We start from the raw sequence: 21,051 nt of genomic DNA, 5'->3' as shown, positions 1-21,051 counted from the left end.
GGGAAAATGACAATGGAACGAAACAGAAAAATCGATCGTCAGGCAAAAGCTGAAGACGACGGAAATTCCCTGCGCGAAAGTGAAAATGGGGCAAGCCGCCAAGCCATAGAGGTGCTATGGTCGCCTGATAAACATTCAGAGCTCCCAGTCAGGCAACGTCCCGGCGCATGCTCATCATTGGAGCGCAAGGCCAAAATTCCAATATGACGATTTTCTCCGTAAGGCATGTTACCGAATATCGCTACAAACGACCGGTGCATTTCGGCGAGCATCGGCTGATGTTTCGACCGCGCGACAGCTACGACCAACGCCTTCTCGACGCAACGCTCCTCTGCGATCCACATCCACAGCAGATACGCTGGATTCAGGACGTGTTTGGCAATTGCGTCGCGATTGTCGATATCACCCGGCCATCGACAAGCCTGCGTTTCGAAACCTGGATCACTGTCGACCACACGCCGCAGGTCGCACTCGATCTTGAGATTGACGAGGCAGCCGCAACCTATCCATTCTCCTATGACCCTGAGGAGCAACCGGACCTTGAGCGGGTCATTCAACGGCATTATCCGGACCAGAGTGATGAAGTCGCCAAATGGGCCAGCCAGTTTGTCGCACTTGGAATGGCCACGCCAACGGGTCAGCTGTTGATGACCATGTGTTGCGCGATCCAGGAAAGCTTCAGTTATGCCCGGCGACATGAACCCGGCACACAGACACCGCAGACGACACTGTCGTCCCGCAAGGGCACCTGTCGCGATTTCGCCCTGCTGATGGTCGAGGCCTGTCGTGCGCTTGGCATGGCTGCCCGTTTCGTCACGGGCTATGTCTATGTCCCGGATCGCGACGGTTCGACGACCCGTGGCGGCGGCTCCACACATGCCTGGTGCCAAGTCTATATTCCGGGTGCCGGCTGGGTCGAATTCGACCCAACAAATGGCATTGTCGGCAACCGTGACTTGATCCGCGTCGGCGTTGCGCGCGACCCACGCCAGGCCGTGCCGCTTTATGGAAGTTACGACGGTGGGCCAACTGACTTTGCGGGCATGTCGGTACAGGTCAACGTGACGACGAAACCTGCTGACGATAGAAGGCATTTGCCTGGGCATGTGACGGAACACTCGTCCCTGCTGAGCGTTCACTCATGACCCAGCGCCGACCGGCGATTTGTACGGGCACCGAACCGAGGAATTCATGAAGATAAGAGCTGGCTTCAATCTGGGCTATGAATGCACCCAACCAACACCAATGCTACTGGCGTTGAACATTCATCCCTCCCGCCGCGTCGACCTCTTATCAGAACAAGTTTTGACCTTCGATCGAGACATTGAAGCCTGGAATTACATGGATGGGTTCGGAAACGCCTGCTCGCGTATCCTCGCTCCGCCGGGTCTGACCACAATATCAACGTCGTTCGATATCTATGACGACGGCCAGCCCGACATCATCCCCGAACATGCCGTCCAGCACGCGATCAAGGATCTGCCGGATGATGTCCTGGTTTATCTGCTGGGCAGTCGCTATTGCGACACCGATCGCTTGGCCGATTTCGCCTGGCAGAACTTCGGCACCACCCCAACAGGTTGGGCGCGCGTCAAGTCCATCCTCGATTTCACCCATGACCGCATCGTATTCGACTACAACAGAGCCGATTCGACCCGATCCGCCTATGGCGGCTTCATGGACCAAACCGGCGTCTGCCGCGATTTTGCGCATCTGGCAATTACGCTTTGCCGCTGCATGAACATTCCAGCCCGCTACTGCACGGGCTATCTGGGCGACATCGGCGTGCCGCAGGATCCGAACCCGATGGATTTTAGTGCTTGGTTTCAGGTCTATCTTGGCGGCTGCTGGCACACGGTCGATGCCCGTCACAACAAGCCGCGTATCGGGCGCATCTTGATGGCGACCGGGCGCGATGCCATTGACGTGGCCTTGACCACCAATTTCGGCCCCGCACAGTTGGTTCGTTTCGAGGTTATCACCGACGAGATCATCGATGCCTGACCAGACTACCAGTTTGTGAACGAGCCGTCGGTCCGGCGCAGATGCGGCGGCTCGGCGTATTCGAACGGCATTTTCTGCAATTCCGCCTCGTTGACATCCACTCCCAGGCCCGGCGCGTCAGGAACGACATAAAACGCGCCATCCATCTGAATCTGGCCTGGAAACAGGGTGGAATTGTCGAAGCCCCAGTGTTGCTCCGCCGGGCTCTGGCGGCATTCCAGCCAGCTGAAATTGGCGACAGCCGCGCCAAGATGCACGGATGCCGCCGTACAGATCGGGCCCAGCGGATTGTGCGGCATAAGATCGATATAATGGGCTTCACACAAGCCCGCGACCTTCATCGCCTCGGTGAAGCCGCCGACATTGCAGATATCGATCCGGCAGAACTGCAGGATATCGCGCTCGACATAGGGCAGGAACTGCCACTTCGATGAAAACTCCTCGCCGATTGCGAATGGCACATTCGTCATCTGGCGCAAGGCTTCGTAGGCGGTTGGTGCCTCGTCACGGATGGCCTCCTCGATGAAGTCGATCGTGCCACTCGGCATTTTCTGGCAGAAGGAAGCAGCTTCCGCGACGCTCAGCCGATGATGATATTCAACGCCCAGCGTCATCGCGTGGCCGACTTCCGCACGAGCGCGGGTCACCCATTCGGCGGTCACGGCAATGGATTCCCTCGGCTCGAAACGCTCGGTGTTTTCCTGGCCGGCGGCAATAAAACGCACGCAGTTCCATCCGGCCTCCTTCAGCAGAACAGTCTGCTCGATCATCGCCTCGCCCGGCTCTGCGGATGTCGTTGCAAATGCCGGTACTAGATCGCGCTGCTTTCCTCCCAGCAATTGATAGACGGGCACTCCGAGTGCCTTGCCCTTGATGTCATGGAAAGCAATATCAAGGGCGGCGATCGCCGCCGTCAGAACACGGCCACCTTCGAAATACTGGCTCCTATACATTTCCTGCCATAGAGCCCCACAGCGCATCGGATCCTGTCCCAGCAGGAACTGGGCGTAGTGGTCGATGGCACCCGCTACCGCTTTTTCACGGTAAGACAGCCCGGATTCGCCCCAGCCATAAATACCGCTGTCCGTCTCTACCTTGACGACCAGTTGGTTTCTGACGCCAACTCTTGCGATATATGGCTTGATGGCAGTAATTTTCATGTGCGATTCCAGATAGTTTGACGCGGTCTATCGAAGCAGGTCCGGCAGCCAGGTTGAGAGAGAGGGGAAGAATATCAAGAGCAGGATGATGCAGATCTCCGCAATGATGAACGGGAAAAGTTCGCGCATCAGTGGAGTTAGCCTGATGTTGCCGATCTTCATCAGAATGAAAAGGACGACACCGACTGGAGGTGTGATCAACCCCATGGCGAGCGATAGAATGATCACCATCGCCGCTTGAATCGGATCGATGCCGAGTTGGATCACCGTGGGCATGACGAGTGGCACAAAGATCAGCAGTGCAGCACCAATGTCGAGGAACAAGCCAAGGATCAACATCAGGACCATGATGCCAACCAGAAACAGGACCGGGCTTCCCTCGAAGTACGGCGCTGCTGCCGTAACCATTGCGCCTATTCCAAGCAGGTTGAGGGCGTAGGACAGGATGGAGGACGCCGCGACCAACAGGTAGATCGTTGCACTTGCCCTCGCGGAAACGATCAATGCACCCCAGATATCCGCAAGGTTGATGCTTCGGAACATGAATAGCCCGAGCATCGTCGCCACAAAGACGGCAATACCTCCACCTTCGGTGGCCGTGAACGCACCTGTGACCATCCCGCCAACAATGATGAAGGGCAGTAACATGACGGCTGTGCCTTCAAGAAGCAGCTTTGGCAGTTCGTCGCGCTTCACTTTGACAATGGACGTTGGCAGACCGCTGCGTATCGATTTCAACAGGATCACTACGCAACACGCCACGCCAAACAGAAGGCCAGGTACGACGCCGGCGACAAACAGATCGACCACTGAAAGGCCCGAGACGGCAGCCATGATGATCGCGAGGCCCGACGGGGGAATGATAGGACCAATGATCGACGATGCCGCCGTCACCGCGGCAGAATATTCCTTCGTGTAGCCCTCCTTCGGCATGACTGTCATGAAAAAGCGTCCGAGTGCGCTTGCGTCGGCGACCGCCGACCCGGATATCCCGGCAAACAATACGGAAGTGCCGACATTTGTGTAGGCAGTACCGCCCGGAAGGCGCCCAGTAAAAATTGATGAAAGATATATCAACCGCGTGGTGATGCCGCTGCGGTTCATTATTTCCGCTGCCAGAATATAGAACGGCATGGCCAGGAAGACGAAGCTGTCGACACCGGAAAAGAAGCGAGTGACGATGACCTGGAGCGGGATCCCGGTCAGCCACACGCCCAGCGTGCCGCCGAGACCCAACGCCATTGCAATTGGCACGCCGCCTAGCAGCAGCACCATGGAAACAAGTGCAACCCAAATCATATCAAATCTCGCCGGAAAGGAGTGTCAGGTGGCTATTCATGGACTTCGGTTTCAAAGCCAGAGATCCAGCAGAGAACGATCTGGATAAGGATCAGCACGGAACCGATCGGAATCGCCATATAGGGAACAACCATGGGGATACCGGAAGCTGCCGCGTGCTGCGACAGGTTCCGGATGGCGGCGGCCCATCCATAATAAGCGAGAAACACAAACAGGATGCCACCAATCGCATAAAGAGAGCTGCGGACAAGAGACCGGTATCGTGGCGAGACGAGGTCCTGCAGCCCCTCAACGGCCATATGTTCGGCTCGGTATACCGCTGTGACGCTACCGAGCATCATCAACCACATCATGATGTAGCGCATCGTTTCCTCGCCCCAACTTAATGAGGTTCCCATCAGATAGCGCCCCCCGACCTGGGCAAAGTTGATCAGGCAAACGATCAGCAGGATGGCAGCAGCCAGGGTTTCGCAAACCTTGGCTAGGGTGCGTGATAGATCTCGTATCGTCATTGCGCGCTTCCGTGGCTAACGTGAACGGTGCCGAACCCTGTCCGGCACCTTGAGGCAGTTCGGACGTTACTCTGCCTGCTGATAAAGTTTTGCCTCGGCCTCACCAACAGAGGCCTCCATCTGCTGCAGTAGCTCCTCGCCGACCTGCTCCGCGATATATTTGCGGACCGGTTGATAGACGGCGTCCTTGAAAGCCTGTTTTTCCTCGGGCGTCGAGGTATGAACCTGGACTCCCTTTTCCTCGGCAATCTTTTGCGCGTAAATCCAGTCGCCTTCCGTCTTCTGAACGTTTTCAACCGAAGCCATGAGGCGCGCGCCTTCCTGGACGATTGCCTGGTGAGCTGGCGGCAGCGATTCGAACCAGCTCTTTCCGACGACGATAATATGGAGGCCGAGTACATGTTCGTTGAGCGTCAGATGCTTTGCGACATCTGCAGCGCCGCCCGTATAGAGCACCGGTGGCGGGTTCTCGAGCCCGTCGACTACGCCCTGCTGCAGCGCCATCACCGCTTCAGAGCCAGCGATCGGGGTCGGATTGGCACCGAGGGCCTTGACCATTTCCATGTAAACCGGGCTTTCCATTGTCCTGATCTTCATGCCCTGCATATCGGCAGGCGTCTTGATGGGACGAACATTGTTGACGAAGGATCGGAAACCGTTTTGCGAAAACGCCAGAGCTTTGATGCCGGTCTTCTCCTCAATATCCTTGAGCATCCACTGGCCGAATTCGCCGCTCATCACGTCCCATGCGACCGGCGCGGAGCGGAAGAGGTAAGGCAGCGACCAGACCTGTATCGGCTTGTAGAATCCGGCAAAGGCACCGTCTGACGGCAGGGTCATTTCCAGCGTGCCCGCCTGAACCATTTCCGTCGTGTCACGGACGGATCCCATCTGATTTCCCGGGAACAAGCGCACGGTCAGTTCGCCGTTGCTCTTGTTTTCAACATAGTCCTTGAATGCTTTCGCAGCATTGAATTCCGGATTGTCGCCTTCAAACATTTCCAAGGCGAATTTGATCTCAGCGGCGGTGGCTTGCGAGGCTGCTACAATGAGCGTCGCGCTCATCATCAAAGCACCAAAAACTTGCGATCTTAGCTTAAACATCCGCATCTCCTCCCAGATTGTGCGATATATCGCACATAAACTATATGAAATTGTACAAAGTCAAGCGGTGTTGCTGTATGATTTCTGAGCCGCTACAAGAGGCGCAGACATGGAGGACACCGATTGCCGACGTTGCACAACAACAATGCGCCTGACGAGGCTTCAGCGGAGGCCGTAGAGGCGGGCGCGTTCCAGCCCCTGCACGAGCGCATGCGGGAAGATATAATCAACGGCGGCCTGATCGAAGGCTCTTGGCTAAAAACCCATGACCTCAGCCGCAGGTACGGCGTCAGCACGAACCCAATTCGGGAGGCACTCCATCAGCTAAGCGGCGAGGGCTTCGTCGTGATTCACCGAAACCGCGGCGCTCGGGTACGTACGCTGGACGAGGCATTCGTCCGCAACATCTTTGACATCAGAGCCCTCATCGAGCCGTATCTGGTGAGGCTCTTCGTTGAGCAAGCCACAGAGGAAGACCTGCAGGCGATGAATAGAGTTCAGTTGCAGATCGAAATGAAGCCCGACGACCAGGCCGACCTCGATCGACTGGACGAAGCATTTCACGGCATCATGTACGATCGACATTTCAACCAAGAGGCTCTGGCGATCAGGCAACGTCATGGCGAGGTCGTCAGGGGACTTGCGCGTCGGTACCCGGTCAGTCCGGCACGTCGCATTGCGATGATCGATGAACATCGCGCCATTATGGCGGCTGTGGCTCGCCACGACGTCGAGGAGACCCAAAAGATCGTCGAGGCCCATGCGAGAGCCGCTGAGCGCAACCTCATCCAGCGAATGCGGCAGGCCCAGCGGTAAGCGGGGTCATATCAAAGCGACAGTCCGCTTTGCTGATCGAAAACGTGCACCTGATCTGCGTTAATTGCCGCCTCGAAAGGCGTGCCATGACGAGCCGGGAATGCGCCGTCGACGACAGCCGTCGCAGGCTCACCGGCAAGGCTGAAAAGAACATGTGTCTGGGCACCGGTCGGCTCGACGACCAGCGTCTCGCCACGCACGATGCTGTCGCCCGACTGGCCTGCCTGGAGATGTTCCGGCCGGATGCCCAGCTTGACCGTCTGCCCGCGGCTGACCTTGCGCGCGGCGGCAAGCCTGATGCTGGTACCGTCGGCGAGACGCGCGCTTGGTCCGCCATCTTGCGCATCCACCACAGCATCGAGAAAATTCATCGCCGGAGAGCCGATAAAGCCCGCCACGAACAGATTTGCGGGGGTGCGATAAAGTTCTAGTGGCGTTCCCACCTGCTCGATGTGGCCACCATTCAGAACGACGATGCGATCGGCAAGCGTCATCGCCTCGATCTGGTCATGCGTGACATAGACGGAAGTTGTGCCAACCTTCTGATGCAGGGTCTTGATCTCGGTGCGCATCTGGACGCGCAACTTGGCATCAAGATTGGAGAGTGGTTCGTCGAACAGGAAGACCGCAGGGTCACGCACGATGGCGCGCCCCATGGCGACGCGCTGGCGCTGCCCGCCGGACAACTGGCTCGGCTTGCGGTCAAGGAGTTCGCCAAGCGCCAGCATTCGCGCTGCTTCGTTGACCTTTTTGTCGATATCCGGCTTGGACACGCCCGACAGCTTTAGGTTAAAGCCCATGTTCTGCGCCACCGTCATGTGCGGGTAGAGCGCATAGGATTGGAAGACCATGGCGATGTTGCGTTCGCGTGGCGTCAATGCATTGACCACGCTGTCACCGATCAGCACCTCGCCGTCGCTGATCTCCTCAAGTCCTGCGATCATCCGCAACAGCGTTGACTTGCCGCAACCGGAGGGGCCGACCAGGGCAATGAATTCTCCGTCCTCGATCGTGAGCGAAACGCCGTGGATAACCTCCAGCATGCCATAGGCCTTGCGGATACCCCTCAATTCGACAGATGCCATTTTGCTCTCCGTATTTACGACTTGACCGCGCCAGCCGTCAGGCCCGCGATGATGTGCTTTTGTGCCAGGAAGAAGACGATGACGGTCGGCAGGATGGTCAGCGTGATGAACGCCAGAACCAATTGCCATTCGGTGCCGAACTCGCCGCGATAGACCATGATCCCAAGCGGCCAGGGATATTTGTTTTCGGTGTTCAACATGATCAGGGGCAGGATGTAGCTGTTCCAGCTATTGACGAATGTGACGATGCTGACCGTCGCGACGATCGGCCGCGACAGCGGTAGCGAGACATACCAGAAGAAACGAATGTAGCCGCAGCCATCGACAAACGCCGCCTGAAACAGTTCGTCGGGCAGATTGCGGAAGTAGTTGCGGAACAACAGGATGCTCATGCCGAGGCCAAATGCGACCTGCGGCAGGATGACCCCCCAATAGGAATCGAGCAGCCCCAGATCGCGGATCCTGATGAACAGCGGCAAGATCGCCGTTGCAACGGGGAACATCAGGCCGATGAGGAAATAATTCATCAAATGGCTTGATCCGAAAAACCTGACATGAGCGAAGGTGAAGGCTGCCATGGCGGAAATCACGACCGTCAAGAACACGGTCATCGTGGCGATGAAGAGGGAATTCGTCATCTGCCGCCAATAGCGCTCGCCGAAAAGGATATCGGTATAGTTCGACCAGATCCAATCCGTCGGCAGGCCAAAGGGGCTGGTACGCAGATCACCAAGTGTCTTGAAGCCACCAAGCGCCGTCGTCACCAGAGGGATCAACACAAGCGCGGCGACGAGAGAGAGAGAAACATAGAGGTAGACCCTCGTTCCGGCCGCTATTCTGACGTCTGCTTTCGTATCAGTCATGGCGCATGAATATCCGTTTGTAGCCGAATGCGAGGGTGATGCAGATGACAAATAGCACCACACCAACCGCACTGCCGAGACCAACCTGCATCCGCGTCACACCATAGGTGAACAGGAATGTGACCATGGTCTGCGTCGAATTGGATGGTCCGCCGCCCGTCAGCGGCATGATCAGATCGAAAAGCTGTAGCGAGCCGATAATGGCGAAGAAGACTGACAGCCTGACCGTCGATGATAGAAGCGGCAGGGTCACATAGCGGAATTTCTGCCATCCGGTCGCGCCGTCGATTTCGGCGGCTTCCAGGACGCTTTTGTCGATCGCCTGCAATCCGGCAATGTACAGCATCATGTGAAACCCGAAATATTTCCAGATGATCACCACGAGCACGGCGTAGATCGCGTAGTCACGATCCGCCAGCACATAAGGCGTCTCGACTCCAAGAAAGCCGGCAATCGCGGCCAGCAGCCCATAATCTCCGTCATAGACGAAGCGCCAGATCAGGCCGGCCGCGACATCGGCCAGAACATAGGGCAGGAAAAAGACCAGCCGAAAAGCAACCACGCCCGGCAGCTTGTGCGCCAACATCATTGCAAGCCAGATGGCCAGCGGAATCTGGGCCAGCAGCGAGACCACGATGATCAATCCGTTGTTGATCAGAGCCTGCGAAAATGCAGCATTGTTGAACAGGACGGTAAAGTTGCGCAGACCGACAAACTCGGTCGGCGTGCCGTAGCCGTTCCAGCGGTAAAGGCTGTACCATGCCGCCTCACCCATCGGCAAAATGACGAAAAGTGTGAACAACAAGATCGCCGGCGGCAGGAATAAAACCAGGACGGGCAACCGCCCACGGGCTGTCGGGCTTTTGTATTTGACCTTGCTGACCGGGGCGACCGGTGAAGCGCCTGCCAAGGCGGTGGTTGTTGTCATGCTGGTTCCTCCCTGCACGTCGGCCGCTTGAATGTCGCCGGCCAGTCTGGCCGGCGACATTGCGTCAAAGCTTTAGTCCAGCTCGCGTGCGTCCTGGATCATCTGCGCACCCTCCTCCGGCGACATCTGCCCAGCCAGGATCTCGACCGAAACGTCATTGACGACCCGACCGACGGAAGGCCCAAGGTCCTGGTCAAAGAAATTCTGGTGCCACGTCGATGCTGCCAACTGGTCGGCCGCTTCACGCATCAGGGGGTTCTTCAATCCGTCCTCGGCACCGGTTGCTGCCGGAATGATCATGCCGGCTGCAGCCATTTTTTTCTCCTGTTCAGGGCTTGTCATGAACCGGAGGAAATCGACGGCTGCGGGCGATGCGTTTTTAGACACTGCCCAACCATTCAAGCCACCCAGGGTATCGGTCACCTTGCCGGGGCCACCTTCAACGACCGGGAACGGGAACCGCCCGATATTTTCAGGCGCCAGACCTTTACCATCGCCGGCGTTATTTCGCTGGTTCGGCTCGGTGTGCTCGAAGCCTAACAGGATGGCAGCCTTGCCGTCGCCGAACACGCCGAGTGTCTGCGGCCAACTCGCTCCCAGGTAACCACCCTGGAACGGCTCCAGCTTGCCTAGTTCGGCCAGTTGCGCGCCCGCCTTGATGATCGTGGGATCCAGGAAGCCGTCGCCCTCATTGTTCTTTGCCTTGTCGAAGACCTCCTGGCCACCGTTGCGCATGACCAGATAGCTCCAGTAGAAATGCAGCGGCCACTTGTCGCCACCACCCCCGGCAATGGGGGTGATACCCGCATCCTTCAGTGTCTTCACCGCCTGCAGGAAGTCATCCCAGGTCTTGATATCTTCTGCCTTGAGACCGGCTTTTTCAAACAGCGCCTTGTTGTAGTAGAAGCTGATCGTGCCCATGCGATACGGCACCGCAAAGACCTTGCCATCGAAGGTCAGGCCGTTCACGGCCGCCGGCTTGTAGCTCTTTGCCCATGCACCATTGTCGGCGTTCATCGCCTCCGTCAGATCCATCAGTGCACCGGTCTGAGATTGTTGGCGCAAGACACCGCCACCCCAGCTGTAAAAGAAGTCGGGTGCGGCGTCCGACTGCAAGAGTGTCGGCAGTTTTGCCTTGAATGCCTCGTTTTCCAAAAACTGCAGCTGCACATCGACATCCGGGTGCTGACCCTCGTAATCGGCTGCAATCTCCTCCCAGACCTGGATATAGGCCGGGACTGTCTCGACATGCATCCATTTGACGACCGTCTGGGCCGATGCAAGTCCTGCTCCGCCCAGCAGTGCGACAGCCGTTGCGGCTGCCAGACCCACGAGACGTTTGGCGCCAGCAGGCGCCATTCCACCATGATGCGTCATCCTGTTCTCCTCCCAAGGTGCGCATTTATTCCTCAACACGTACAAAATCAGGCCAAGGACCAGACAATGTCAACTGACAAAGTGCAAATTTCTGCGAAATCTATTGACAACCCCGGCTCCATGTCGCCTATTTTTGTCCCGATACCGAATATAATCATCGAGATGCGAGCGCCATCCAGCTATGAAAACCGCCGACCCGGAATTGATGCGCGCCATCAATCGCTTTACCGTGCTGGATACGATCCGGCGATTTGGTCCCATATCCCGGGTGGAGATCAGTGAGCGCTCGCAACTGTCAACCACCACAGTATCGGCCATTACCGGTTCGCTTCTCGACGATGGCCTCATCCTGACGCGACACGAAGGCGATATTCGCAATGCCGCCGCGCGAGGCAGGCCCCGGGTGATGCTGGAATTGAACCCGGATGCAGCCCGCGTGGTTGGCGCCAAGATTGCTGCCAACCAGATGATTTTTGTGGTGACCAATTTCTGTGGCGAGGTCATTTCTCATCTATCGCTCCCCGTCAGGATCACCCGGCAGCCGATCAGCGTGATCGCGGACCTGATCGAAGACGGCATACGGCGGTGTGTCGTTGACGCCGGCCTGGCACTCGACGATATAGATTCTGTTTGCGTCGGCTTTCCGGGCGTTGTCGAACATCGCACAGGGCTGGTCCGTTCGAGCCCGATCCTGAGCGAAGCAGACGTCGACTTTTCTACCGAGATGACCAGCCGGCTGAATGTGGCGACGATCGTCGAAAGCGATTCCCATGCCATCACGCTCGCCCATCACTGGTTCGGCAAGGGGCGCGATCTGGATGACATGGTACTCGTGTCGCTCGAACATTCGCTGGGTCTGGGAGTGCTGCATGGCGGGCAGCTTTTTCGCGGCGCCGGCGGCCTCAGCCACAATCTTGGCGACCTGATGATGGGAAGCGGCCTCGCTGAAAGCGTTCGGCTTGCCTCTGTTGCCGGCGAGGCTGCCATCCTTGGTGACCAAGCCCAGTTTGGACGGTTCGCCGATGCAGTGCGCCTGGGGCGCGGAATGACGCTGGCCCAGACGCTGATTGCCGCGGAGGACAATACGCTGATCCTGGCAGCAACCCGCGCCGGCGAAGCCATCGGCATTGCCGTTGCCAATATCGTGACGCTGTTTGGTCCACCACGCGTCATCATCGTCGGCGCGAGCCTGTCGCTTGGCCCCTTGTTCAGCAAGGCACTGTCAGACTCCTACAGATCAGCGATCCCCTCCTCTATCAAGGAGATCGCCGAGCTGGTCTTTGACGAATCAGCCGAGGAAATGTGGGCGCAAGGCGCGGCTGTCGTTGCCCTTTGCGAACTCTACGAATCGCCTTGGGGCACCACGGGACCTGCACCGGCACCGCAATCAGCAAAAGTCTGACACAATAAAACAACTCTGGGAGGAAACATGCAAAAGGTGGGTATTGGCGTCATTGGCTGCGGAAACATTTCGTCAGCCTATTTGAAGGCGATGGCCTCGTTCCCGATCCTGGATGTGCGGGGTATCGCGGATCTCAACCAGGATCTCGCCAGCCAGCGTGCAGCAGAATTCAACCTCACCGCGCGAACGGTTGAAGAGCTTCTTGCCGACCCGACGATCGAGATCGTCGTCAACCTGACCATTCCGAAGGCGCATGTCGCGGTTGCGATGCAGGTTCTGGATGCCGGCAAGCACACCTATTCGGAAAAGCCGCTCGGCATCAACTTCAAAGAGGGGGAGGCCTTGTCGGCAGCAGCCCGCTCAAAAGGACTGCGCATCGGTGCGGCACCGGACACATTCCTCGGCGGCGCGCACCAGACGGCACGCGCATTGGTTGATTCAGGTGCTCTTGGCATTCCTGTCGGGGGAACCGCGACATTCATGTGCCCCGGCCATGAACGCTGGCATCCGAACCCGGATTTCTACTATGAGACTGGTGGCGGCCCGATGCTCGACATGGGTCCCTACTACATCACCGACCTCGTCAATCTGCTCGGGCCGGTTTCGCAGGTTGCCGGCTTTGCCGTCGCGCCGCGCAAGGAGCGCCTGATCACCAGCGAACCGCGCAGGGGCGAGCTTATACCGGTTCACGTTGCGACCCATGTCGCCGGCGTCATGGCGTTCGAATCGGGTGCGATCATCCAGATCGGCATGAGCTTCGACGTGGCCGGTCACAAGCATGTTCCCCTCGAGCTCTACGGTACCGAAGGCACTCTCATCGTTCCCGATCCGAACCACTTTGGTGGCCAGGTCGAGCTTTTGAAGAAGGGCGGCGCCTTCGAGCCGCAGGAAACCACGCAACCTTATGCGGATGGCAATTATCGTTCGATCGGCGTAGCCGATATGGCCCATGCGATCAGGTCCAACAGGCCGCACCGCGCCAATGGCGATCTGGCGCTACACGTGCTGGAGGTGATGGAAGCCTTCCAGAAAGCAGCCGAGAGCGGCGCGACCATCAAGATCAACACCAAGACCGAGCGCCCGGCACCCCTGTCGGTTTCGCTGGACGATGGCCAACTGGCCCGCTGACACTGGAGGAAATGAAACATGCGTGAAGCTCTGATCGTCTGGGGTGGCTGGAGCGGCCACGAACCGGAACAATGTGCCGAGATCATCCGAGACATCCTGCAGGAGGATGGTTTCAAGGTCTATGTCGAGCGCAGTACGGAAGCCTTCGCAGACCCATCGATCCATGACCTCTCGTTGATCGTGCCGATCATGACCATGTCGAAGATCGAGAAGGAAGAGGCGAAAAACCTTGCTACCGCGATTGAAAACGGCGTGGGTTTCGCCGGCTATCATGGAGGTGCCGGCGATGCATTCCGCGAATGCGTCGAATACCAGTTCATTGTCGGTGGACAATGGGTCGCCCATCCGGGCAACATCATCGACTACACGGTCAACATCACGCGACCGGACGATCCGCTGATGGCCGGCATGACCGATTTTCCCTACCGGTCGGAGCAATATTACATGCATGTCGACCCTTCCAACGAGGTGCTTGCCACCACCACTTTTACCGGCGATCACGCCTGGTGGATCGACGGTGTCGTCATGCCGGTGGTCTGGAAGCGCAACTACGGCAAAGGTAGGGTATTTTATTCGGCGCTCGGGCATGTGGCTGCGGAATTCCAGGTTCCACAAATGCGCGAGATCTTTCGCCGCGGAGCCGACTGGGCAGCGCGTTGATGATGCTGGCCTGAGGCCAGCACCGGCATATCAATGACGTCCTCCCCAACGTTCTAAACCGATCGAAATACGATCGCCGAACCTTGGGGGAGGACGTTAATGGCTCGGCGCGTCGAATGCGAACGATGGCGGAATGAGCACCTCCCTGTCCTCTTTTTCTCTTTTAAAGCCGCGTTCGCCCGACGCTGGCGAATATCTGTTCTTTGCGCTTACCCCCGGTGCTTTGACCTTACACGAGAGGCAGGGATCACTCCGCAACAACTGGCGAAACTGCATTGCGCGCCTTCAGCTGTCGTTCGCGAAAGAAGATGAAGAGGCCAGACGCCACGATCAGCCCAGCGCCGACAAGCATGCCTATACGGGGCACGTCGCCGAAGAACATCCAGCCAAATACCACCGCCCACAGAAGCAGCGTGTACTGCAGAGGTGCCACCGTTGCCGCATCCGAAATCTTCAGGGCGCGATTGACCAGCATATGGGCGGCCATCGCGACGATACCCAGCAACCCGAGCAATGCCAGGTCGATGCCGGATGAAATCGGCGCCCAGTCGAAAGGCGCAAAAGCGAGCCCGGCAAGTCCTGCGCCTGCGACCTGGAAGAAGACCAGGGTCTTGTCCGGCGTATTGCGCAGGCTGCGGCCCGACAGGAGCATGAAGGCGAAGGCGCCGCTGCCGACGATCGAGATCAGGGCCGGCAGCGTGAACATTGCCGACGACGGTTCCAGCGTGATGATGACGCCGATGAAGCCGGCGGCGATCGCGCACCAACGTCGCCACCCGACTTTTTCGCCAAGCAACAGGGGGGAAGCGGCCGCCACATAGATCGGCGCGGCAAGCCAGTAGGTCATCACGTCCGCCAGCGGGAGATACATCACCGCATAGTAGAAGCAAAATACTTCCAGGGTCGACAACGCCACGCGGGCAAACTGCATCCACGGCTGTTCAACCGAAAGCACGGAGAGCAAGCCCGCCTTCCACAGAAAGGGCGCCAGAATGACGAGTGCCGCCAAGCTGCGGATCAGGATGACCTGTCCAAGCCCATAATTTGCCACCAGCCATTTGCCCATCGCGTCATTGAGCGCAAACATCAGCATGCCGAGCAGCATGATCAGCGGCCCCGTCATCGCTGACGCTCCAGATGCGGCCGCACGAGTTTCTATTGTTGTCACGCAAATCCTCCCAAATTTTCTTTTTTATTCGAGCGCTAGAGGCTGGTCGTATCCGACAGGCGGCGGCTGACCGTAAAGGCCCGATCCAGTTCAGGATTGAGTTCCATGCCAAGCCCCGGGCCCGGCGGCACAGTGATCATGCCGTTTTTCACTTCGGGCAAGGCCGTGACCAGATCGCGATACCATGTGCGGTAGAACGCCCGGACACTTTCTTGGACCAGTGCGTTCGGTGCATTGAGCGACAGGTGGGTCGAGGCGCACAGTACCACTGGGCCCGTGCAGTCATGCGGCGCGACGGGCAGATGCCACGCCTCGGCCATCGAGGCAATCTTGCGCGCCTCCGAAAGACCTCCGCACCAGGAAATGTCGAGCATCATCACGCCGGCAGCCCCGGTTTCCAGAAGATCGCGGAATGCCCAGCGCGAGCCGAGGGTTTCCGATGCGGAAATAGGTGCAGGCGAAACGGCTGCGTAGCGCGCAAGGCTGGACAGGCTGTCCATCTTGATCGGGTCTTCATGCCAGAACGTGTTATAGGGCGTCAGTGCCTTGGCAATCTGCATGGCCGGCAACAACTGCCACATCGAGTGAAACTCGACCATGATGTCCATCTTGTCGCCGACAGCCGCGCGGATCTTTTCAAATGGGTGAAGCGCCTGTTTCAGGTCAGGCATCGAGATGTAATTGCCGCGTGTCTTTTCGGCGGCCGCATCAAACGGCCAGATCTTCATCGCGGTGATGCCCTCCTCAAGCAACGAATGGGCCAACTCATCGGCATTGTGCAGGAAGCCGTTCAGATCGTCATAGTCGCGACCTTCCGACAGTCCGTAGTTGGCAGTTGTTTGCCCTGTCGCCTTCTTGATGTATTCGGTGCCGGCGCATGTATTGTAGGTGCGGATCTCGCGACGGGTGAAGCCGCCCAGCAGTTGGGCAATCGGCATACCCGTGGTCTTGCCGAAAATGTCCCAGAGCGCGATGTCGAAGGCTGAATTGCCGCGCACCTCAGCACCGGACGAGCGAAAACCGAGATAGCCCACCAGGTCGGCGGCAAGCAGATCGATCTGCAACGGATCACGACCAATGACCCGTGGTGCGATGTATTCATGCACATAGGCTTCGACCGTCTCGGCACCGAAAAAGGTTTCGCCGAGACCGGTAATGCCCTCATCGGTATGCACAAGCAGCCATAGGAGATTGGCGCGTTCGGCAACGCGCACCGTTTCAAGGCCGGTTATCTTCATGGAACTCCTCCTCCGCGATCAAGAGGGCCTGCGGTCAGCACTGCCTTTAAGCCTTGATCAAAATTTTTGTCATCGCGGCGCTGGCTGAGAAATTGCCGCCGCCATTTGCAGATACGCTGCGTCAATCACCCACCATTCATCGCCCGGCGATCACTGCGTGTCACCCGAAAATGAACTACCATAGAAAGGGGACCGGAGCTCATCGCCTCGGTCCCCTATCTTCTCAGTCAAAGTCGTTGAGACGATTACTTACGGATCTCAGCCAGTTCGGCAATGATCGCGTCGACCACGTCGGCACCGATTTCAGCCTTGTGCTTTTCGTAGACAACCATCGACTTCTCGCGGATACGAGCCTGTTCTTCCGGCGACAGGGTGTTGACCTGCAGGCCCGCAGCCTTGATCTTTTCGAGGGAGGTCTTGTTCAGTTCCTGGATGACCTTGCGCTCCTCATCGCGACCGACAATGGCACATTCACGAAGGGCTGCCTGTTCTTCGGCTGTGTAGGTGTCGAAGATCGCCTTGGAGAACAGCAGCAGGAACGGCGTATAGGCATGGTTGGTTTCGGTGATGAACTTCTGGACCTCGTAGAACTTCGAGGTGTCGATCGTCACATAAGGATTTTCCTGGGCGTCGATTGCATTGGTTTCGAGCGCCGAGAACACTTCGCCGAATGCCATCGGCGTGGCGTTAGCACCCAGGTTCTGGAAGGTGTCGAGGAAGATGTTGTTCTGCATGACGCGAACCTTCATCCCCGAGAAGTCTTCCCACTTGGTGACCGGGCGAACCGAGTTCGACAGGTTGCGGAACCCGTTTTCCCAATAGGCGAGATTGACCAGGCCGGCGGCTTCCAGCTTCTCGTTCATCATGTCGCCGAACTTGCCGTCAAGCACGGTATAGGCTTCCTGCGGCGTGCCGAACAGGAACGGCAGGTCGAATACGCCGAGGGCAGGAATAATGCCGACCAGCGGCGAAGACGAGGTGACAACGCCTTCCTGGACGCCCGAGCGCAGTGCCTGGGTTGCCTGAAGATCGCCGCCGAGTGCGCCGCCCCAGAATGCCGTGATCTTCAGCTTTCCGCCCGACTTTTCATCGAGGCAGGCCTGCATGGCCTTGATGCCGTTGCCGACAGGATGATCGGCATTGATGCCGTTCGAGATGCGGATGTTGCGGTCGTTGAACTCTGCGAAAGCAGGTGCTGCAGCCGACAGGCCGAAAGCGATCGCGGTGGTGGCTAGAAGCAGTTTCCTCATAATATCCTCCCTGGATTGTTGAATGAGACTAATGTGTCGCCGGCTGCTAGCGCAGCCATTGAGCAGGCACGATGACAATGTCCGGGAAAAGGACCAGGACAAAGAGAACGAAGACCTGAGCAGCCAGGAACGGCAGAACGCCGATCGTGACTTGCCCCAGCGGTACCCGGCCGACACCACTGACGACGTTGAGAACAACGCCGACGGGAGGTGTCAGAAGGCCAATGCAGGTGTTCATGATGAAAAGCACGCCGAAATAGACGGGATCGATGCCGGCCTGCTTGATGATCGGCATCAGGACGGGCGTCAGGATCAGAATGGTCGGCGTCAGATCAAGCGCCGTGCCCACGACAAGCACCAACACCATGATCACAAACATCAACAGGATCGGCCGATCAATCAGTGGCTCGATGTAGCCCGTAATCTCGGCCGGAATATTGGCGGCGGTAATCAGCCATGCCGAGACCAGGGCCGCGCAGACCAGGAACATGACCACGGCCGTGGTTTTGGCGGCCTGAAGGATCACGCGCGGAAGCTCCCGCAGGCTCAGTTCGCGGTAAATGAACACGCCGACGAACAATGCATAGGCGGCAGCAACCACTGCCGCTTCCGTCGGCGTCACGACACCGGCTTTGATCCCGCCCAGAATGATCACAGGCATGCCGAGCGCCCAGAGCGCACGGGTAGTGGCGCGCATCCGCTCCTTCATCGATGTGCGGGGAAGAGCCTGGACGTTGTCCTTTCGAACAACAATCAGCCAGGTCACGATCAGCGCGATACCCATCAACAGACCGGGAACAATACCCGCCATGAACAGCTGGGTGATGGACACATTGGCTGAGACACCAAAGACGATGAAAGCCATCGACGGCGGGATGACCGGCGCGATGATACCGCCAGCGGCAATGAGACCCGCGGAACGGGGCACATTATAGCCTGCCTTGGCCATCATCGGGATGAGGATTGCGGCCAATGCTGCGGTGTCTGCCGCAGCCGATCCCGAGATGCTGGCCATAATGATTGCCGCCATAATGGCGACGATACCAAGGCCGCCACGAATATGGCCGACACAGGCGATGGCAAAATCAATAATGCGGCGAGAAAGGCCACCGGCATTCATCAACTCACCAGCAAGAATGAAGAAAGGAATGGCGAGAAGGGTGAAGGTATCTGCACCGGCAATCATGTTCTGCGCAATGATCTGCGTATTGAACATGCCCATGAACCACATGAGCACAACCCCGCAGAACATCAGCGAGAAAGCAACCGGCACGCCGATTGCCATGGCTCCGACGAGCGAAGCGATAAAAACAAGCAAAGTCATTGGCTGCGCTCCGCCATCTGTTCGGCAGTCAGGTTTTCACCGGCAAAGGCGGCGATTTCTTCCTCTGTCACGCGCCCCGTCAGCAATCGGATCAGGCGCTCAGCCGCGATGATCATGACGCCTGCTCCGGTAAAAAAGCCAATTCCGTAGACCCAGATCATCGAAATCTTGGTGACAGGCGCGTCCATGCTGGCATTGATCGGCGCCTGGTTCCAGGTGCCCCAGAAGAAGATGGCCGACACGCCGATGATGATGATGTTCGACAGGACCATACAGACGATGCGGCCAGGTCGACCGAGCATCATCACCAGCGTTTCCACACCGACATGTCCGTGTTCGCGAAAGGCGACCACCGCCCCGATGAAAGTCAGCCAGACAAAAAAGTAGCGCGACAGCTCGTCCGACACGTTCAGCCCGGAATTGAAGCCGTAGCGCAGGATCACGTTAACAAAGACCATGACCGCCATGGCCGAGAGCAAGACGATCAGCAGTATTTCAAGGAAGCGGTAGAAAAGATCTATTGCCTTCTGCATATCCCTCACGCCTTTTCCAGAAGACCACGACTGGCCAGGTTGCGAATGAGTGCGCTCACGCCGAACGTCCATTCCGGGCAGGCATCGCTGCGCTCGACCCAGTTCACCAGACGCCCGAGCTTGCTTGTCGATATTTCCACGCGATCGCCAACCTCATGGGTGAAGCCGAGGCCCGCTCCGCGCCGATCCTTGACAGGGGCAAACATGGTACCGAGAAACAGTACCGCCCCGTCCGGATACTGATGATTGCGGTTCATCAATTGCGATGCAAGATTTTCCGGCGAGCGGCTGATAGCTTCCATCGGGCTCTCGCCGGTCATCTCGAAACCGTCATCACCGGTGACCGTGAGCGCGACCCTGACGCGACGCAAGTCTTCCATGGTGAATGCATCATCGAAGAGCCGAATGAACGGGCCGATCGAACACGATGCATTATTGTCCTTCGCCTTGCCGAGCAGAAGCGCCGAGCGGCCTTCCACATCACGCAGATTCACGTCGTTGCCAAGTGTCGCGCCGACGATCGTGCCGTCAGAGCGCAATGCCAGAACAACCTCGGGCTCCGGGTTGTTCCATTGCGAAATAGGATGAATGCCGACCAGCGCGCCGCAACCGACAGACGACATAGGCTGGGACTTGGTGAAGATCTCGGCGTCAGGGCCGATACCCACTTCCAGATATTGCGACCACAGGCCCATGTCCTGCAGCAAAGCCTTGACCTTGGCCGCCTGTTCGGAGCCGGCGACAAGGCCACGAAGACTGTCGCCGAGAACGGGGGCGAGCTTGCCGCGGATCGCCTGCGCTCGCAGCGGATCGCCCTTGGCCTGCTCCTCGATCACCCGCTCCAGCATGCTGTCGGCAAAGGTTACGCCTGCTGCCTTGACCGCCTGCAGGTCAATGGGGGCCAGAACCGTGCCATTTTCGCCGGAGAGAAAATCATCGAGACTTCCGAGGTCGGAAAGACCGGAGGCGCTGCGCAGTAGATCGGTCAGATTTGTCATCTCGAGAAGGGCCGACATGGTTGCGGCAATGCTCGTCAGATCCAGAACGCGACCGCCTGCGACCATGACCGTGCATGGCCCAGCACTTGCCTTCGACCAGACTCGTCCGACCAGAAGCGCAGCGTTCGCATCATCCGGCAAAACAGAACCTGCGCGCAATACACGTTCGGAAATCAAATCTCGTCCTCCACTCCATCCGGTC

21 protein-coding genes are annotated in these 21,051 nt (G+C 58.0%); 7 read left to right on the top strand and 14 right to left on the bottom strand.

Translation table 11 applies throughout. The features are described from left to right. Positions 1–12: 12 nt before the first annotated feature. Genes LQ231_RS20750 through LQ231_RS20740 form a run of 3 tightly spaced genes read left to right on the top strand, consistent with a single transcriptional unit; the run spans position 13 to position 2,004 of the window. Positions 13–207, top strand: a complete 195-nt coding sequence (locus tag LQ231_RS20750; RefSeq protein WP_230173671.1) for a hypothetical protein — start codon at positions 13–15, stop codon at positions 205–207. Further along, complete coding sequence (locus LQ231_RS20745; protein WP_230173670.1) at positions 204–1,145, top strand: transglutaminase family protein; 942 nt, start codon at positions 204–206, stop codon at positions 1,143–1,145. Before LQ231_RS20750 ends, LQ231_RS20745 begins: the two co-directional genes overlap by 4 nt. Positions 1,146–1,191: 46 nt before the next feature. Then, on the top strand, positions 1,192–2,004 hold the full coding sequence (locus LQ231_RS20740; protein ID WP_230173668.1) for a transglutaminase family protein: 813 nt from the start codon (positions 1,192–1,194) through the stop codon (positions 2,002–2,004). Between the two features lie 5 nt (positions 2,005–2,009). On the opposite strand, the gene LQ231_RS20735 is transcribed toward LQ231_RS20740, so the two are convergent. The 4 genes from LQ231_RS20735 to LQ231_RS20720 form a co-directional block, all read right to left on the bottom strand. Further along, complete coding sequence (locus tag LQ231_RS20735; RefSeq protein WP_230174992.1) at positions 2,010–3,176, bottom strand: mandelate racemase/muconate lactonizing enzyme family protein; 1,167 nt, start codon at positions 3,174–3,176, stop codon at positions 2,010–2,012. Between the two features lie 15 nt (positions 3,177–3,191). After that, positions 3,192–4,439, bottom strand: coding sequence for a TRAP transporter large permease (locus LQ231_RS20730; protein ID WP_290371389.1), 1,248 nt, complete (start codon positions 4,437–4,439; stop codon positions 3,192–3,194). 56 nt (positions 4,440–4,495) lie between these two features. Then, positions 4,496–4,975, bottom strand: coding sequence for a TRAP transporter small permease (locus tag LQ231_RS20725; protein ID WP_230173666.1), 480 nt, complete (start codon positions 4,973–4,975; stop codon positions 4,496–4,498). Positions 4,976–5,041: 66 nt separating this feature from the next. After that, entirely contained in the window at positions 5,042–6,079 is a 1,038-nt protein-coding gene (locus tag LQ231_RS20720; RefSeq protein ID WP_230173665.1) for a TRAP transporter substrate-binding protein, read from the bottom strand. Between the two features lie 123 nt (positions 6,080–6,202). Between LQ231_RS20720 and LQ231_RS20715 the strand changes: the two genes are divergently transcribed. Next, a complete protein-coding gene (locus LQ231_RS20715) occupies positions 6,203–6,895 on the top strand; it encodes a GntR family transcriptional regulator (RefSeq protein ID WP_230173664.1) in 693 nt (230 codons plus the stop codon). 11 nt (positions 6,896–6,906) lie between these two features. Here the strand turns inward: LQ231_RS20715 and ugpC are convergent, their stop codons facing one another. The 4 genes from ugpC to LQ231_RS20695 all read right to left on the bottom strand — a co-directional run bounded on the left by ugpC (position 6,907) and on the right by LQ231_RS20695 (position 11,148). Then, positions 6,907–7,980: a sn-glycerol-3-phosphate ABC transporter ATP-binding protein UgpC gene (ugpC, locus tag LQ231_RS20710; protein WP_230173663.1), complete on the bottom strand. Its 1,074-nt coding sequence runs from the start codon at positions 7,978–7,980 to the stop codon at positions 6,907–6,909. A gap of 14 nt (positions 7,981–7,994) precedes the next feature. After that, positions 7,995–8,843 carry a carbohydrate ABC transporter permease gene (locus LQ231_RS20705; protein WP_230173662.1) on the bottom strand — a complete coding sequence of 283 codons (849 nt, stop codon included), beginning with the start codon at positions 8,841–8,843 and terminating at the stop codon, positions 7,995–7,997. Next, entirely contained in the window at positions 8,836–9,753 is a 918-nt protein-coding gene (locus tag LQ231_RS20700; RefSeq protein ID WP_356637615.1) for a sugar ABC transporter permease, read from the bottom strand. The genes LQ231_RS20705 and LQ231_RS20700 overlap by 8 nt, the downstream gene beginning before the upstream one ends. A 90-nt stretch (positions 9,754–9,843) precedes the next feature. Beyond that, a complete protein-coding gene (locus LQ231_RS20695) occupies positions 9,844–11,148 on the bottom strand; it encodes an ABC transporter substrate-binding protein (RefSeq protein ID WP_230173661.1) in 1,305 nt (434 codons plus the stop codon). Between the two features lie 181 nt (positions 11,149–11,329). Here LQ231_RS20695 and LQ231_RS20690 point away from each other — a divergent pair, with 181 nt between their 5' ends. Genes LQ231_RS20690 through LQ231_RS20680 form a run of 3 tightly spaced genes read left to right on the top strand, consistent with a single transcriptional unit; the run spans position 11,330 to position 14,338 of the window. Continuing rightward, complete coding sequence (locus tag LQ231_RS20690; protein WP_230173660.1) at positions 11,330–12,550, top strand: ROK family transcriptional regulator; 1,221 nt, start codon at positions 11,330–11,332, stop codon at positions 12,548–12,550. Positions 12,551–12,577: 27 nt separating this feature from the next. Then, positions 12,578–13,678: a Gfo/Idh/MocA family oxidoreductase gene (locus LQ231_RS20685; protein WP_230173658.1), complete on the top strand. Its 1,101-nt coding sequence runs from the start codon at positions 12,578–12,580 to the stop codon at positions 13,676–13,678. An 18-nt stretch (positions 13,679–13,696) separates the two neighbouring features. Then, complete coding sequence (locus LQ231_RS20680; RefSeq protein ID WP_230173656.1) at positions 13,697–14,338, top strand: ThuA domain-containing protein; 642 nt, start codon at positions 13,697–13,699, stop codon at positions 14,336–14,338. A 247-nt stretch (positions 14,339–14,585) separates the two neighbouring features. On the opposite strand, the gene LQ231_RS20675 is transcribed toward LQ231_RS20680, so the two are convergent. The 6 genes from LQ231_RS20675 to LQ231_RS20650 form a co-directional block, all read right to left on the bottom strand. After that, positions 14,586–15,461 carry a DMT family transporter gene (locus LQ231_RS20675; protein ID WP_230174991.1) on the bottom strand — a complete coding sequence of 292 codons (876 nt, stop codon included), beginning with the start codon at positions 15,459–15,461 and terminating at the stop codon, positions 14,586–14,588. An 80-nt stretch (positions 15,462–15,541) separates the two neighbouring features. Further along, the gene (locus LQ231_RS20670) at positions 15,542–16,744 is read right to left on the bottom strand and encodes a mandelate racemase/muconate lactonizing enzyme family protein (protein ID WP_230173654.1); all 1,203 of its coding nucleotides are present in this window, start codon (positions 16,742–16,744) and stop codon (positions 15,542–15,544) included. 245 nt (positions 16,745–16,989) lie between these two features. Further along, positions 16,990–17,994 carry a TRAP transporter substrate-binding protein gene (locus LQ231_RS20665; protein WP_113143630.1) on the bottom strand — a complete coding sequence of 335 codons (1,005 nt, stop codon included), beginning with the start codon at positions 17,992–17,994 and terminating at the stop codon, positions 16,990–16,992. A 46-nt stretch (positions 17,995–18,040) separates the two neighbouring features. Further along, positions 18,041–19,318 carry a TRAP transporter large permease subunit gene (locus tag LQ231_RS20660; RefSeq protein ID WP_230173651.1) on the bottom strand — a complete coding sequence of 426 codons (1,278 nt, stop codon included), beginning with the start codon at positions 19,316–19,318 and terminating at the stop codon, positions 18,041–18,043. After that, complete coding sequence (locus LQ231_RS20655; protein ID WP_230173650.1) at positions 19,315–19,851, bottom strand: TRAP transporter small permease; 537 nt, start codon at positions 19,849–19,851, stop codon at positions 19,315–19,317. Before LQ231_RS20655 ends, LQ231_RS20660 begins: the two co-directional genes overlap by 4 nt. Before the next feature lie 5 nt (positions 19,852–19,856). Next, positions 19,857–21,026: a fumarylacetoacetate hydrolase family protein gene (locus LQ231_RS20650; protein WP_230173648.1), complete on the bottom strand. Its 1,170-nt coding sequence runs from the start codon at positions 21,024–21,026 to the stop codon at positions 19,857–19,859. Between the last annotated feature and the right edge of the window lie 25 nt (positions 21,027–21,051).

It is taken from the genome of Rhizobium sp. CECT 9324 (assembly GCF_918741265.1).
Classification (GTDB): Bacteria; Pseudomonadota; Alphaproteobacteria; order Rhizobiales; family Rhizobiaceae; genus Allorhizobium.
The sequence above is the reverse complement of the archived record's forward strand: the minus strand, read 5'-3'. Positions and strand labels throughout refer to the sequence as shown.

What these genes read in the sequence shown, in the direction of transcription:
- LQ231_RS20750 (WP_230173671.1), top strand. Translation starts at nt 13, where the DNA reads ATGGAACGAAACAGAAAAATCGATCGTCAGGCAAAAGCTGAAGACGAC.
- LQ231_RS20745 (WP_230173670.1), top strand. Translation starts at nt 204, where the DNA reads ATGACGATTTTCTCCGTAAGGCATGTTACCGAATATCGCTACAAACGA.
- LQ231_RS20740 (WP_230173668.1), top strand. Translation starts at nt 1,192, where the DNA reads ATGAAGATAAGAGCTGGCTTCAATCTGGGCTATGAATGCACCCAACCA.
- LQ231_RS20730 (WP_290371389.1), bottom strand. Translation starts at nt 4,439, where the DNA reads ATGGTGCTGCTGCTAGGCGGCGTGCCAATTGCAATGGCGTTGGGTCTC.
- LQ231_RS20725 (WP_230173666.1), bottom strand. Translation starts at nt 4,975, where the DNA reads ATGACGATACGAGATCTATCACGCACCCTAGCCAAGGTTTGCGAAACC.
- LQ231_RS20720 (WP_230173665.1), bottom strand. Translation starts at nt 6,079, where the DNA reads ATGTTTAAGCTAAGATCGCAAGTTTTTGGTGCTTTGATGATGAGCGCG.
- ugpC (WP_230173663.1), bottom strand. Translation starts at nt 7,980, where the DNA reads ATGGCATCTGTCGAATTGAGGGGTATCCGCAAGGCCTATGGCATGCTG.
- LQ231_RS20705 (WP_230173662.1), bottom strand. Translation starts at nt 8,843, where the DNA reads ATGACTGATACGAAAGCAGACGTCAGAATAGCGGCCGGAACGAGGGTC.
- LQ231_RS20695 (WP_230173661.1), bottom strand. Translation starts at nt 11,148, where the DNA reads ATGACGCATCATGGTGGAATGGCGCCTGCTGGCGCCAAACGTCTCGTG.
- LQ231_RS20690 (WP_230173660.1), top strand. Translation starts at nt 11,330, where the DNA reads ATGAAAACCGCCGACCCGGAATTGATGCGCGCCATCAATCGCTTTACC.
- LQ231_RS20685 (WP_230173658.1), top strand. Translation starts at nt 12,578, where the DNA reads ATGCAAAAGGTGGGTATTGGCGTCATTGGCTGCGGAAACATTTCGTCA.
- LQ231_RS20680 (WP_230173656.1), top strand. Translation starts at nt 13,697, where the DNA reads ATGCGTGAAGCTCTGATCGTCTGGGGTGGCTGGAGCGGCCACGAACCG.
- LQ231_RS20675 (WP_230174991.1), bottom strand. Translation starts at nt 15,461, where the DNA reads ATGACGGGGCCGCTGATCATGCTGCTCGGCATGCTGATGTTTGCGCTC.
- LQ231_RS20670 (WP_230173654.1), bottom strand. Translation starts at nt 16,744, where the DNA reads ATGAAGATAACCGGCCTTGAAACGGTGCGCGTTGCCGAACGCGCCAAT.
- LQ231_RS20665 (WP_113143630.1), bottom strand. Translation starts at nt 17,994, where the DNA reads ATGAGGAAACTGCTTCTAGCCACCACCGCGATCGCTTTCGGCCTGTCG.
- LQ231_RS20660 (WP_230173651.1), bottom strand. Translation starts at nt 19,318, where the DNA reads ATGACTTTGCTTGTTTTTATCGCTTCGCTCGTCGGAGCCATGGCAATC.
- LQ231_RS20655 (WP_230173650.1), bottom strand. Translation starts at nt 19,851, where the DNA reads ATGCAGAAGGCAATAGATCTTTTCTACCGCTTCCTTGAAATACTGCTG.